General features: G+C 70.8%; 9 protein-coding genes. 5 read left to right on the top strand and 4 right to left on the bottom strand.

The window, feature by feature from the left end:
* Positions 1-10 precede the first annotated feature (10 nt).
* Positions 11-652, top strand: a complete 642-nt coding sequence (locus DWB77_RS25070; protein ID WP_120723383.1) for a superoxide dismutase — start codon at positions 11-13, stop codon at positions 650-652.
* 731 nt (positions 653-1,383) lie between these two features.
* On the opposite strand, the gene DWB77_RS25065 is transcribed toward DWB77_RS25070, so the two are convergent.
* A complete protein-coding gene (locus DWB77_RS25065) occupies positions 1,384-2,034 on the bottom strand; it encodes a DsbA family protein (protein WP_120723382.1) in 651 nt (216 codons plus the stop codon).
* 204 nt (positions 2,035-2,238) lie between these two features.
* On the opposite strand from DWB77_RS25065, the gene pepN reads away from it, so the two are divergent.
* Both pepN and DWB77_RS25055 read left to right on the top strand, forming a co-directional pair.
* Positions 2,239-4,818, top strand: a complete 2,580-nt coding sequence (pepN, locus tag DWB77_RS25060; protein WP_120723381.1) for an aminopeptidase N — start codon at positions 2,239-2,241, stop codon at positions 4,816-4,818.
* 148 nt (positions 4,819-4,966) lie between these two features.
* Positions 4,967-6,013: a hypothetical protein gene (locus DWB77_RS25055; protein ID WP_120723380.1), complete on the top strand. Its 1,047-nt coding sequence runs from the start codon at positions 4,967-4,969 to the stop codon at positions 6,011-6,013.
* A gap of 66 nt (positions 6,014-6,079) precedes the next feature.
* On the opposite strand, the gene DWB77_RS25050 is transcribed toward DWB77_RS25055, so the two are convergent.
* A complete protein-coding gene (locus tag DWB77_RS25050) occupies positions 6,080-6,550 on the bottom strand; it encodes an NUDIX hydrolase (RefSeq protein WP_120723379.1) in 471 nt (156 codons plus the stop codon).
* Between the two features lie 249 nt (positions 6,551-6,799).
* On the opposite strand from DWB77_RS25050, the gene DWB77_RS25045 reads away from it, so the two are divergent.
* On the top strand, positions 6,800-10,123 hold the full coding sequence (locus DWB77_RS25045; protein ID WP_120723378.1) for a S8 family serine peptidase: 3,324 nt from the start codon (positions 6,800-6,802) through the stop codon (positions 10,121-10,123).
* A 66-nt stretch (positions 10,124-10,189) separates the two neighbouring features.
* Here DWB77_RS25045 and DWB77_RS25040 read toward each other — a convergent pair whose 3' ends face one another.
* Positions 10,190-11,410 (bottom strand): M28 family metallopeptidase, encoded by a 1,221-nt coding sequence (locus tag DWB77_RS25040; protein ID WP_342777997.1) that lies wholly within the window; start codon positions 11,408-11,410, stop codon positions 10,190-10,192.
* 504 nt (positions 11,411-11,914) lie between these two features.
* On the opposite strand from DWB77_RS25040, the gene DWB77_RS25035 reads away from it, so the two are divergent.
* Complete coding sequence (locus tag DWB77_RS25035; RefSeq protein ID WP_120723377.1) at positions 11,915-12,931, top strand: aspartate-semialdehyde dehydrogenase; 1,017 nt, start codon at positions 11,915-11,917, stop codon at positions 12,929-12,931.
* A 370-nt stretch (positions 12,932-13,301) separates the two neighbouring features.
* Here the strand turns inward: DWB77_RS25035 and DWB77_RS25030 are convergent, their stop codons facing one another.
* Positions 13,302-13,799 carry a DUF1203 domain-containing protein gene (locus DWB77_RS25030; RefSeq protein WP_120723376.1) on the bottom strand — a complete coding sequence of 166 codons (498 nt, stop codon included), beginning with the start codon at positions 13,797-13,799 and terminating at the stop codon, positions 13,302-13,304.
* Between the last annotated feature and the right edge of the window lie 114 nt (positions 13,800-13,913).

The raw sequence follows: 13,913 nt of genomic DNA, 5'->3' as shown, positions 1-13,913 counted from the left end.
GGGCTCGGACATGGCCATGTACACGCTTCCTGAACTTCCGTACGACTACGCGGCGCTCGAACCCGTCATCAGCCCGGAGATCATCGAGCTGCACCATGACAAGCACCACGCGGCGTACGTGAAGGGCGCGAACGACACCCTGGAGCAGCTCGCCGAGGCGCGCGACAAGGATTCCTGGGGCGCGATCAACGGCCTGGAGAAGAACCTCGCGTTCCACCTCTCCGGCCACATCCTGCACTCGATCTACTGGCACAACATGACGGGCGACGGCGGCGGCGAGCCCCTGGACAAGGACGGCACCGGCGAGCTGGCCGACGCCATCGCCGAGTCCTTCGGCTCCTTCGCCAAGTTCAAGGCCCAGCTGACCAAGGCCTCGGCGACGACGCAGGGTTCGGGCTGGGGCGTCCTCGCCTACGAGCCGATCAGCGGCCGCCTCGTGGTCGAGCAGATCTACGACCACCAGGGCAACGTGGGACAGGGCTCGACCCCGATCCTGGTCTTCGACGCGTGGGAGCACGCCTTCTACCTCCAGTACAAGAACCAGAAGGTCGACTTCATCGAGGCGATGTGGCGGGTCGTCAACTGGCAGGACGTCGCGAAGCGTTACGCCGCGGCGAAGCAGGCCGGCAACAACCTGATCCTGGCCCCCTAGGCCACCCGGCGCCGCCTCGGCGCCCCGAACGTCCTGCTCGTGATCGTCTTCTCACCCTTCACGTGCGGGCGGATGAAACGAGCGGCCCCCGCGAGGACGTGACTCGCGGGGGTCGCTCGCGTACGTCGTGGCACCCGCCGGTTTCGGGTGCGGACCGTGCTGGGCCACCCGCGCAGTTCCCCGCGCCCCTTAACTGCTCGGTGCTGGCCCGCACCTCAGCCCGTCATGGGGGTCCCCCCTGGCCCTTAAGGCCTTGGGGGAGATTGAGGACGAGCGCCGTTCAGGCGCGAACGGGGTCTGGGGCGAAGCCCCAGGGGTTTCGGCTGCGGACCGTGCGTGGCTGGTCGCGCAGTTCCCCGCGCCCCTAAACCCTCTCGAATCTGCGGACCGTGCTCGCTTCTCGCGCAGTTCCCCGCGCCCCTGGCGGATCGGCGCTGGCCCGCATCGGCATCTTCAGCCCGTCCGGCGTTTGAGGACGAGCGCCGTTCAGGCGCGAACGGGGTCTGGGGCGGAGCCCCAGGGGGTTGGGCATCCGCCCGACTCCCGCCCCCGGAGGGTTTCGGGAAGGGGCGGGGTGGGGCATCCCCCGGGGTCTGGGGCGAAGCCCCAGCAACCCCGCCGCTTTCGACTGCCGACCGTGCTGGGGCACCCGCGCAGTTCCCCGCGCCCCTCGTAGGGCACCCGGCGCCAACCGGCCGCCCACCCCCGTAGGGAACCCCGCGTCGGAAAGGTCAGAGGTTGGTGAAGTCGGGGCCCTTGGTGCGGCTTCGCTTCAGCTCGTAGAAGCCCGGGGTCGCGGCGACCAGCAGCGTGCCGTCCCACAGCCGCGCCGCGGCCTCGCCCCGGGGGGCCGGCGTGACGACCGGTCCGAAGAAGGCGATCTGCTCGCCGTCGGCGCCCGGCACCGCGATGACCGGCGTGCCGACGTCCTGGCCGACCTTCTCGATGCCCTCCTTGTGGGAGGCCCGGAGCTGGACGTCGTAGGTGTCCCGGTCGATGTAGTCGATGAGGTCGGCGGGGAGCCCGACGTCCTTGAGGGCGGCGGCGACGGCCTCCCGGCTCACCCCGAGCCCCTCGTTGTGGATGCGGGTGCCGAGCGCGGTGTAGAGCGGGCCGACGACCTCGTCGCCGTGCAGCTCGCGCGCGGCGACCACGACACGCACCGGCCCCCACGCCTTCCCGCCCGGCCGCATGTTCTCGGCGTACTCGGCGGGCAGTTCGTCCAGGCGGTTCTCGTTGAGGACGGCGAGGCTCATCACGTGCCAGCGCACCTCGACGTCGCGGACCTTCTCGACCTCCAGCATCCAGCGCGAGGTCATCCACGCCCAGGGGCAGAGGGGGTCGAACCAGAAGTCGACGGGGGTCTTGGCGGACTCGGACATGTCTCTCCTAGGGCAACGGCGCTGAGCATCGGGCAACGTCCAAAGAACGCGTGGAACGAAACACGCGTCTGTACGGCGGAACACCGGCGGCGGCCGAAACCATCCCGCCCCGAGCCCTTTTCGGCCGCTCACCTCACCACCCCGCCCCCGACTCGACGGCATGGGAGGATCGAAGCCGTTCGAACGAGACACAAAGGAGTGCCCGTGCCCGGTGAGAATCTGTCCCGCGACGAGGCCCGCGAGCGGGCCGAGCTGCTGTCCGTCGAGGGCTACCACGTCCGCCTCGACCTGCGGTCCGCGGTCGGGGACGCCCCGGACGGGCCCCGCACCTTCCGGTCGCAGACCACGATCCGCTTCCGCTCCGGCCGCCCCGGCGCCGCCACCTTCGCCGACCTCATCGCCCCGTCGGTGACCTCGGTGACGCTCAACGGCCGCGCGCTCGACCCGGCCGAGGTCTTCGACGGCAACCGGATCGCCCTGGCCGACCTGGCCGAGGACAACGTCCTGGTGGTCGACGCGCAGTGCGCGTACAGCAGGACCGGCGAGGGCATGCACCGCTTCGTCGACCCGGAGGACGGCGAGGTCTACCTCTACACGCAGTACGAACCGGCCGACGCACGCCGGGTGTTCGCGGGCTTCGAGCAGCCCGACCTCAAGGCCCCCTTCGTCTTCGAGGCGCAGGCCCCCGAGGGCTGGACGGTGTGGTCCAACGGCGCCGGCGGCCAGGAGGCGGACGGCGTCTGGCGCTTCGCGGCCACCGAGCCGATCTCGACGTACATCACCTGCGTGGTGGCGGGCCCCTACCACTACGTCACCGATTCCTACACGCGCACCTTCGACGACGGCCGCACCCTGGAGATCCCGCTCGGCGCGATGTGCCGCAAGGGGCTCGCCAAGCACTTCGACGCCGATGACGTCTTCCTCGTCACCAAGCAGGGCCTGGACTTCTTCCACGACCACTTCGACTTCCCGTACCCGTTCGGCAAGTACGACCAGGCCTTCGTGCCCGAGTACAACCTGGGCGCCATGGAGAACCCGGGCCTGGTGACCTTCCGCGAGGAGTACATCTACCGCGGCAACGTGACCCAGGCCGCCTACGAGCGCCGGGCCAACGTCATCCTGCACGAGATGGCACACATGTGGTTCGGCGACCTGGTCACCATGGTGTGGTGGGACGACCTGTGGCTCAAGGAGTCCTTCGCCGACTTCATGGGCTCCTTCTCGCAGGCCGAGGCGACGCGCTTCACCAACAGCTGGGTGACGTTCGCCAACAACCGCAAGGCGTGGGCCTACCGGGCCGACCAGCTGCCGTCCACGCATCCGATCACAGCCGACATCCGTGACCTGGAGGACGCCAAGCTCAACTTCGACGGGATCACCTACGCCAAGGGCGCCTCGGTGCTCAAGCAGCTCGTCGCCTACGTCGGCCGGGACGACTTCCTCGAAGGCGCCCGGCGCTACTTCAAGCGGCACGCCTACGGCAACACCCGCCTGGGCGACCTGCTGTCGGTGCTCGAAGAGGTGTCGGGCCGCGACATGACCACCTGGTCGCGCTCCTGGCTCCAGACGGCGGGCGTCAACTCCCTTACGCCGGTGGCCACTTATGACGCGGGCGACCGCATCACCGAGCTCGCCGTCATCCAGGAAGCCGCGGAATCACACCCCGAACTGCGCCCGCACCGGGTCGCGGTGGGCCTGTACCGCGCCGAGTCGGGGGCGCTCGTGCGCTACGCCCGCGCGGAGGTCGACGTCGAGGGTCCGCGCACGGTCGTGGCCGAGCTCGCCGGATCCGAGCGGCCGGATCTCATCCTGGTCAACGACGACGACCTGACCTACTGCAAGATCCGCTTCGACGAGGGTTCGCTCGCCACCCTGCGCGCCCACCTCGGCTCCATCAGCGACCCGCTGGCCCGCGCCCTGTGCTGGTCGGCGCTGTGGAACCTGACGCGCGACGCGCTCATGCCGGCCCGTGACTTCGTCGCGCTGGTCCTCGCGCACGCGGGGCGCGAGTCCGACATCGGCGTGCTCCAGATGCTGCATGCCTGGGCCCGGTCGGCGGTCACGCACTACGCGGCGCCGGCCTGGCGCGCGGAGGGCGGCGCGCTGCTCGCCGCGGGCGCCCTGCGCGAGCTGCGGCTCGCCGAGCCGGGCAGCCAGCACCAGCTCACCTGGGCGCGCTTCTTCGCGTCGACGGCCGCCTCCGGCTCCGACTTCCAGCTGCTCCAGGGCCTGCTCGCGGGCTCGGCCAAGATCGACGGCCTGGAGGTGGACCAGGAGCTGCGCTGGGCGCTGCTCGAACCGCTGGCCACGCACGGCGTCGTCGACGAGGGCGCCATCGACGCGGAGCTGGCCCGTGACGACACCGCCTCCGGCAAGCGCCACCAGGTGCGCTGTCTGGCCGCGCGTCCCTCGGTGGCCGTCAAGGCGCAGGCCTGGGCGCAGGTCGTGGAGTCGGACACGTTGTCCAACGCCCTGGTGGAGGCGACGATTTCGGGCTTCAACCAGCCGTCGCAGCGCGAGCTGACCGCCGCTTACGTCCCGAAGTACTTCGAGGCGATCGAGCGGGTCTGGGCCGAGCGTTCGATCCAGATCGGGATGGACGTCGTCAAGGGTCTGTTCCCCGGGCTCCAGGACGACGAGGCGACGCTGTCGGCGACGGACGCGTGGCTCGCCGCGCACGAGGGGGCGGCTCCCGCGCTGCGTCGTCTGGTCCTCGAAGCCCGCGACGACCTGGCGCGCACCCTGCGCGGCCAGGCCTGCGACGCGGCGGCGGCCGGCCACTGACACCGGCCGCCGACACCCGTTCGGGGGCCCGGAGGCGGGCCCCCTGATCGGCACTCGAACGCCCGTACTTTAGTACGGGCTTGTCCGGATTTGTCGACGGGCTTGTAACAGCGGTTAGCGGGCGCTCCGGCTGCGGAAAACCCCGCGCATGAACCACAACACCCCGCTCTCCCCCCGCCCCCTGAGCCACCTCACCGATGTGCAGCGGCGCGTGCTCTCCGCCAACCAGCTGCGCGCGCACGGGGTTTCGGCCGCACGCGCCACCGCCCAGTGCCGTCCCGGCGGCCCCTGGCAGCAGCTGCTCCCCGGCGTGTACGTGCTGCACCCGGGCCCGGCCACCAGCGAGGAGCGGCTGCACGCGGCGCTCCTGTACGCGGGATGGCCGGCCGCCGGGCGCGCCAAGGCCATTCCGGAGCAGGGCAAGGCGGCGCCCGCCGAGGCTCCGGCGGCGATCGTGACCGGGCTCGCGGCGCTGGCGCTGCACCGGTTCTCCTCCGCTCCCCCGCTGCTCTCGCTCGACCGGATCGACATCCTGGTGCCGCGCACCCGGCGGCTGCGCTCCACGGGCTGTGTCCAGTTGGTACGGGCGCACGCGATGCCCGGCGCCGAGATGATCGCGGGGGTGCCGGTGGCGCCGGTGCCGCGGGCGCTCGCCGACGCGGTGGCGGTCCTGGACGACGCCGAGGCCGTACGCCGTCTGCTGACCGAGGCGGTACGCCGCGGCCACACCGAACCGGCCGCGATCGTAAGGGAGTTGACGCAGGCGCGGCTGCTGACCCGGGACCACGTGGTGGACGCGGTGGACGCGCTGCTCGCCGAGGGGCGCTCCATCGCGGAGGAGCGGCTGTACACGATGGTGCGCGGGTTCGGCCTGCCGGATCCGCTGTGGAACGTGGACCTGCGCCTGCCGGGCGGCCCGCACCTGGGGGGCCTGGACGCGTACTGGCCCGAGCACGCGGTGGCGGTGGAGCTGGACACCCGGGCGCCGCGGCAGGGCCAGGAGGAGGAGGCCGAGCAGTGGAAGGAGTGCACCCGCAAGCGCGAGGCTCTTGAGCGGCTCGGGATCACCGTGGTGCACATCACGCCGAAGAAGTTGCGCGACTGTCTGGAGCAGCAGGCGGCCGTGGTGCGGACCGCGCTGATGGCCTCCGCCGAGCGGGAGCCCGCCGCCTATGTGGTGATCCTCCCCCGCTGACCCCGGGCGCGGGCGGCGGGCCTTCAGGAGGGGAACGGCCCGCCGCCCGCGACCGCGGGCGCGGCTTCAGTCCACGTCCGGGTGCGCCTTGCCCGTGGGGGGCCGGGTGCGCCACAACCGCACGCCCACGTCGACGAGTTCGACCCGGTCGAGATCGGCCACCCCTTCGAGAGGGTGCCAGGCGGCGAGGTCGGTGGAGCCGTTGGTCTCGTGGCGCAGTTCGCCGCCGGTGACCCGGCCCTCGTACACGATGCGCAGCCCCTGGAAGTCGGCGAACCGGCCGAGCTTGCGCGGATAGCGCCGGTTGATGGAGTCGATGCCGAGGAGCCGGACCGGCTCGACGACATAGCCCGTCTCCTCGTCGAGTTCGCGGACCACCGTCTCCAGGGGGTCCTCGCCGTGGTCCATGCCGCCGCCCGGCAGCGTCCACCGCTTGGTGCCGTCCCGGGCCACCCAGCGGGCGAGAAGGATCTCCTGGACGCCCCCGGTTTCCCGGACGCATACGGCGTAGGCCGCCACCCGCAACTCCGTGTTCATTTGGTGAGGTTACGGGTCGGCGTGGGCGGGCGCCGCTCCCCGGGTGGGCAGTCGGCCCCGAGCGCCGCGCCGGCCCGCTCCGATCGCCGTGGCGGGTCGTACGCGATGGCGGGAATGTGCCATGTGCACATCACGTAACGGTCAACTCTCCACAAACAACTGTCATATACGCAATGCTCAGCGGTCACCCGGTACCGAAATACGAACCGTTACGAGTCCGGGCCCTTACCCACTTCACAGGGATGCTGAATGACCACTGAATCCCCGCGCCCCATACCCGGGGCGAGACGCACGGCCCGAATAGCGGCGGCGGCCGGCCTGGTGGCCGCGCTCGTCACGGCGGGCGCCGCACCGGCCTTCGCCGCCACGGGTGGCGACGACCCGACCGCGCCCCCGGTGAAGACCGCTCCGGCCAAGACCGCCGAGGACAAGCTCGGCAAGGCCGACGAGCAGCGTCTCGCCGAGGCGCAGGCCAAGGGCGACAAGAGCGTCACCGTCATGGTGGCGACCGCTCCGGGCGCCACCTCCGACGTCGCCGAACAACTGCACGCGGTCGCGGGGGCGACCGTGGGCAAGCAGGACGACAAGCTCGGCTACGTCCGGGCGACGCTGCCGACGGCGAAGGCCGAGGCGGCCTTGAAGGCGGCGGCGAAGCTGCCCTCGGTGCACGGCATCGACCTCAAGCAGGACATCCCGCTGGACGACCCGACCCCCTCGGGCGACACCACGAAGTCCGCCAAGACGCTGCGCACCTCGGGCAGCTACCCGGCACCGGACAAGAACACCCCCGCGAAGAACCCGTACAACCCGAGCTTCGAGACGGGTGCGGTCGACTTCGTGAAGCAGCACCCGCAGGCGGACGGCCGCGGGGTCACCATCGGCATCCTGGACTCGGGCGTCGACCTCGGCCACCCGGCGCTCCAGAAGACCACCACCGGCGAGCGCAAGATCGTCGACTGGGTCACCGCGACCGACCCGGTGCAGGACAACGACGGCACCTGGCTGCGCGCCAACACCGCGGTCGCCGGGCCGACGTTCACGGCGGGCGGCAAGACGTGGAAGGCCCCGGCGGGCTCCTACGACTTCTCCACCTTCGCCGAGAAGGTCACGGCGGGCGGCGACGCCAAGGGCGACCTGAACCGCGACGGCGACACCTCCGACAGCTGGGGCGTGCTCTACGACCCGGTCGCCGGCACGGTCACCGTGGACCTGAACAACAACAACGACTTCACGGACGACGCTCCGATGAAGCCGTACAAGAACGGCAACCAGGTCGGTTACTTCGGCACCGACAACCCGGCGACCGATGTCGTCGAGCGGGTGCCGTTCACCGTGGAGATCCGCAAGAACGTCGTCTACGACGCGGCCGGGCACACCTCGGACTACGTCAACATCGGCGTCATCGAGTCCGAGCACGGCACCCACGTCGCGGGCATCACCTCCGCCAACGGCCTGTTCGGCGGCGCGATGAGCGGGGCCGCGCCCGGCGCGAAGCTCGTCTCCTCGCGCGCCTGCAACTGGGACGGCGGCTGCACCAACATCGCGCTGACCGAGGGCATGATCGACCTCGTCACCAACCGTCACGTCGACATCGTCAACATGTCGATCGGCGGCCTGCCGGCGCTCAACGACGGCAACAACGCGCGCGCCGAGCTCTACAAGCGCCTCATCGACACCTACGGCGTCCAGCTGGTCATCTCGGCCGGCAACGACGGCCCGGGCGTCAACACCATCGGCGACCCCGGCCTCGCCGACCACGTCATCTCGGTGGGCGCCGCCATCTCCAAGGAGACCTGGGCCGCCAACTACGGCTCCGGCGTCTCCACGGCGTACCAGATGATGCCGTTCTCCTCGCGCGGCCCGCGTGAGGACGGCGGCTTCACGCCGACGCTGAGCGCCCCGGGCGCGGCCATCAACTCCACCCAGACCTGGCTGCCCGGCAGCCCGGTCAAGGAGTCGGGCTACGACCTGCCGGCCGGCTACTCGATGCTCCAGGGCACCTCGATGGCCTCCCCGCAGGCCGCCGGCGCCTCGGCGCTGCTGATCTCGGCCGCCAAGCAGCAGGGCGTCGACCTGCCGCCGGCCGATCTGCGGACCGCGCTGACCTCGACGGCCAAGCACATCAAGGGAGTTCAGGCCTACTCCGAGGGTGCCGGCCTCATCAACGTCGTGGGCGCCTGGGACGCGATCAAGCAGACCGCGAAGAAGCACGCCCCGGCGCACGAGTACACGGTCACCGCGCCGGTCTCCAGCGCGCTCGGCTTCGCGCTGAAGACGCCGAACGTCGGCACCGGCATCTACGACCGCGAGAGCGGTCTGAAGGCCGGGCAGAAGAAGACGTACGACGTCACGGTGGTCCGCACCACGGGCCCCGACAAGAACGTCAAGCACAAGTTGTCGCTGAAGAACGACGACGGCACGTTCAAGGTGCTCGGCGACGACGAGGTGAACCTGCCGCTCGGCAAGCCCGTCACCGTCAAGGTGCAGGCGCAGCCGAAGTCCGGCGGCGTGCACAGCGCGATCCTCCAGGTCGACGACGCCAAGACGGTCGGCGTGGACCAGCAGATCATGGCCACGGTCATCGTCGCGACGCCCATCGCGGGCCCCGGCTACACCTTCTCGGCGTCCTCGACGGTGCAGCGCAACTCCACCACGTCGTACTTCGTGAACGTCCCGGCCGGCGCGAAGAACCTGGAAGTCCGCATGGGCGCGCTGCGCTCGGGCAGCCAGACCCGCTTCATCTCCATCCACCCCTACGGTGTGGCCGTGGACCCGACGGGCACGCCGAACTGCTACCCGAACTACGACAACCCGGCCAACACCTGCCGCCCCGACCTGCGGTCGTACGCCAACCCGCAGGCCGGTGTCTGGGAGATCGAGGTCGAGGCGCGCCGTACGTCGCCGTACCTGGACAACTCCTACAAGCTGGACGTCTCGGTGCTCGGCGTCACCTTCGACCCGGCCACCCAGACGGTGCCCGAGGCGAAGACCGGCACCCCGGCCCCCGTGCAGTGGAAGGTCACCAACAACTTCGCCGCCCTGGAGGGCAAGCTGAAGGGTGGCTCGCTGGGCTCCGCGAAGGTCGCCACTCCCACCATCAAGACCGGTGAGACGCAGACCAGCACGGTCACCGTCGGTGCGGGCGTCGAGCACCTCGACGTGTCGATCGGCGGCACCTCGGACAAGGGCGCCGACCTCGACCTGTACGTCCTGGACCAGAACGGCAAGACGGTCGCCAAGTCGACGACCAGCAGCTCCGACGAGTCGGTCAGCGTGGTCAAGCCGGCCGCGGGCACGTACACGATCCAGGTGGCCGGCTACGCCGTCCCGTCCGGGTCGACCACGTACGCCTACAAGGACGTGTACTTCGCGCCCTCGCTCGGCACCCTGAAGGTCGACGAGAGCAAGACCGTCAAGCTCGCGAGCGGCACCTCGGCGCAGGTCGCCGCGGACGTCGTGGTGGCGGGCGCGGCTCCCGAGGGACGCCAGTTCTTCGGCACCGTGCAGCTGGTGAACGAGCGCGGCACCGCCGCGGGCACCGGCAGCGTGATCATCGGGAAGGTCACGCAGTAACGACCCGTACGAACACGGCGGGGCGGGTGCTCATGGTGAGCGCCCGCCCCGCTTGTTCGTGGTCCCTCAGTTCTGGATCGAGCTCAGGTCGTAGGCGTAGGTGCCCACGGCGTGCGCGATGACGTCGATGTTGAGGTCGAAGAACCGCGCGTCGATGTTGTCCAAGGTGTCGCCCGCGGCGTGGTAGTTGGGGTCGAAGGCCTCGCCCGCGCGCCCGCCCCACTTCTTGGCCTGCTCGGGCGTCTTGATCTCCTCGGCGCCGGTGTAGGTGCCGCCGGCCGGGATGCCGACGGCGATGAAGGGGCCGTAGTCGGATCGGCCGTCGAAGTCATAGCCCTCGTGCGGGACGTGCCGCCGGTCGAGGTAGGTGTTGATCAGTCCCTCGATCTGTGCCGAGCCCGCCGGGCCCGGGCCCGCGCCCTTGTGGTCGGAGTCGTCGCCGTCGTAGACGAGCTGGGCGGCGTTGGGCGAGCCGATCATGTCGAAGTTCAGATACAGCTTGATCTGCTTCTTCTGGCTCTCGTCGAGGCTCTTCACATAGTGCTCCGAGCCGAGCAGGCCGAGCTCCTCGCCCGACCACCAGGCGAACCGCACCTTGTGCGGCAACTGCTTGGGGTGCTTCCTGGTCTGCTTGGTCTCGTCGGCGAGCTTGAGCGCGACTTCGAGCAGCCCCGCCGAGCCGGAGCCGTTGTCGTTGATGCCGGGGCCCGCGGGGACCGAGTCGAGGTGGCTGCCGAGCGCGACCACCTGGTCCGGGTCGCCGGTGCGGGTCTCGGCGATCACGTTGCGGGTCTTCTTGGCGAGGGCCTCGGTGGCCACGTCCAGGGTGACCTGCACCGGGCCCTTGGCGAGCTGCCCGGCGAGCGCCTCGCCGTCGGCCAGGGTGATCCCGGCGGCCGGGATGTGGGCGTTGGCGGGCGCCTCCACCGTGCCGTGCACCGGCTCGGTACCGGAGTGGTTGTAGAGGACGATCCCGGCCGCGCCCGCCTTCGCGGCGACGGCCTCCTTCTCCTGGAAGGTGCAGCTCCCCCGCTTCACCAGCGCGATCTTCCCGGCGAAGCCCCCGGAGGCGTAGTCCTCGAGGGAGCAGCCCGGGGTGTCGTCGACGCGGGCCGCCTTCAGCTCGGCGGTGAGGCCGCCCGCCGGGGTCGAGGCGCTGAACCCATAGGCGGCGACGGGGAGTTGACGCCCCTGGACGGTCAGCTTCTGGCGCAGGGTCTTCGACTCGTAGAACGTGAAGTCCTGGTACGCGACGTCGTACCCGGCGCGCTTGAGCTGCCCGTACACATAGGCGGCCGAGGCGTCGAAGCCCGGGGTGCCCGCGGCGCGGTTGCCGCCGTTGGCGTCGGCGATCTTCTGGAAGGCCTCCAGATGGCGGCGGGCGCTCTCCCCGAGGCCTCCTTGGCCAGCTTCTTCGCCAGCTGGGGATCGTGGGTCGTGCGGGCGACGGCGGGGGTCGCGAGCGACAGGATCACCGGGGCGAGGGCGAGGGCCGTTATGGCCCGGCTGCGGCGGGATACGGACACGGGAAATCCTCCGGAGGGCGGTGCGGTGTCGCCGATGATCGACCGGCTTGTCAGGACCGTAGCCAGCAAAAACGGCTCCCCGGGGCATTTCGGGGCGGATGCAACACGGATGCCATGGACTTGTCACAAGTGGGCAGGTGTCCCACACCCCGGACAATGGATTGGACAAGTCCGCCGTGCCCCGACGCATGATGGGTGCGCCGGAGCCGTACAACGACCACGTGAGCAGCACGTGAGCACCAGCACCAGCACCAAAGGAGACACCGTGAGGGTCGGAATCGTCGGAGCCACCGGACAGGTCGGCGCAGTCATGCGGAAGATCCTCGTCGAGCGCGCCTTCCCGGTCGAGGAGCTGCGCCTGTTCGCCTCCGCGCGCTCCGCCGGCACCGTCCTGGACGGCGTCACGGTGGAGGACGCGTCCACGGCCGACTACACGGGCCTGGACATCGTGCTGTTCTCCGCGGGCGGCGCCACCTCGCGTGCGCTGGCCGAGAAGGTCGCCTCGCACGGCGCCGTCGTGATCGACAACTCCTCCGCCTGGCGCGGCGACCCCGAGGTGCCCCTCGTGGTCTCCGAGGTCAACCCGCACGCGATCAAGGATCGCCCCAAGGGGATCATCGCCAACCCGAACTGCACCACGATGGCCGCGATGCCGGTCCTTCGCCCGCTGCACGACGAGGCCGGCCTCACCGCGCTGGTCGCCACCACCTACCAGGCCGTCTCCGGCTCGGGCCTTGCGGGCGTCGCCGAGCTGCACACCCAGGCCTGCAAGGTCGCCGAGGCGGCCGACCAGCTCACCTTCGACGGCGACGCGGTGGAGTTCCCCGAGCCCGGCGTCTACAAGCGTCCCATCGCCTTCAACGTGCTGCCGCTCGCGGGCAACCTGGTGGACGACGGCTCCTTCGAGACCGACGAGGAGCAGAAGCTCCGCAACGAGTCCCGCAAGATCCTGGAGATCCCGGAGCTGAAGGTCTCCGGCACCTGCGTCCGCGTGCCGGTCTTCTCCGGCCACTCGCTCCAGGTCAACGCCCGTTTCGAGCGTCCGATCAGCGTGGAGCGCGCGTACGAGCTGCTGGGCGCGGCTCCCGGCGTCGAGCTGTCCGAGATCCCGACGCCGCTTCAGGCGGCGGGCAAGGACGCGTCGTTCGTGGGGCGGATCCGGGTCGACGAGACCGTGGAGAACGGTCTCGCGCTGTTCCTCTCCAACGACAACCTCCGCAAGGGCGCTGCGCTGAACGCCGTCCAGATCGCAGAGCTGGTCGCCGCCGAGCTCAAGGCCTAGCCCCGACTCCCCGCGCCCCCTGGGGCTCCGCCCCAGACCCCTTTCGCGCCTAAACGGCACTCGTCCTCAATCGCCGGACAGGCTGAGGTGCGGGCCAGCACCGGTGCCACTGAGGGGCGCGGGGAACTGCGCGCCCAGCCCCGCACGGTCCGCACCCGAAACCGGCGTTTCCTGGGGCTCCGCCCCAGACCCCGCATCGCGCCTGAACGGCGCTCGTCCTCAAACGCCGGACAGGCTGAAGGTGCCCCAGCACCGACACGGCTAGGGCGCTCGTGCTCAGACGCCGGACGGGCTGAGGTGCTGGCCAGCACCGAGCAGTTAGGGGCGCGGGGAACTGCGCGAGCGAGCCCCACCTGCCCGCACCCGAAGCTCAAGGGCGGCGGACCTCGAACTGGAAGCACCCGTACTCCACCGCACGCACGTGCACCAGAGCGACCTCGGGGTCGGAGAACGCCTCGTCCAGCGCCGCGTCGAACGCCGATTCCGCGGCCTGAGGGATCTCCAGCAGACGCCCCCCGGCGATACGCCCCCGACCGTCATAGCGGCGCAGCACCCGCAGCGCCCCGGCCCGCGCGAAGGGATAGCCGGCCTCCCCGGAGGGCCCCTCGCACGGGTCGGCGTGGATGAACACCGGCCCCTGCTCGTCGTACGCCCCCGGCGACACCCCCGCCCCCGCCGCCCACCGCCGCAACGGAGCGTACGAGACGAGGGCGATCCGCTCCCCGGGCGCGACGGGCCGCAGACAGCAGCGCAGGGGGTCGCCGCCCTCGGGGTCGACGAACGGGACGCAGGGCCGCCCCGCGTCGTCGAGGGCGCGGAGTTCCGAGAGGGTCGCGGGCTCGATGGCCCGCGCGGTGTAGATCGTCATGGCTCAAGCGTGGCCGCCCCGAGCCCGCTTCCCCGGCGGAAAACGGACATCGCGCTGTGCGCATACCGCGTGCAAGGATGGCCGGAACGTCACGATCTGATGGAACTGAAGCAT

Source organism: Streptomyces hundungensis (assembly GCF_003627815.1).
In the GTDB taxonomy this organism is placed as follows: domain Bacteria; phylum Actinomycetota; class Actinomycetes; order Streptomycetales; family Streptomycetaceae; genus Streptomyces; species Streptomyces hundungensis_A.
The sequence above is the reverse complement of the archived record's forward strand: the minus strand, read 5'-3'. Positions and strand labels throughout refer to the sequence as shown.

Coding starts and splice junctions, on each gene's coding strand:
- DWB77_RS25070 (WP_120723383.1), top strand. CDS start 11: ATGGCCATGTACACGCTTCCTGAACTTCCGTACGACTACGCGGCGCTC.
- DWB77_RS25055 (WP_120723380.1), top strand. CDS start 4,967: ATGAACCACAACACCCCGCTCTCCCCCCGCCCCCTGAGCCACCTCACC.
- DWB77_RS25030 (WP_120723376.1), bottom strand. CDS start 13,799: ATGACGATCTACACCGCGCGGGCCATCGAGCCCGCGACCCTCTCGGAA.
- DWB77_RS25050 (WP_120723379.1), bottom strand. CDS start 6,550: ATGAACACGGAGTTGCGGGTGGCGGCCTACGCCGTATGCGTCCGGGAA.
- DWB77_RS25045 (WP_120723378.1), top strand. CDS start 6,800: ATGACCACTGAATCCCCGCGCCCCATACCCGGGGCGAGACGCACGGCC.
- DWB77_RS25065 (WP_120723382.1), bottom strand. CDS start 2,034: ATGTCCGAGTCCGCCAAGACCCCCGTCGACTTCTGGTTCGACCCCCTC.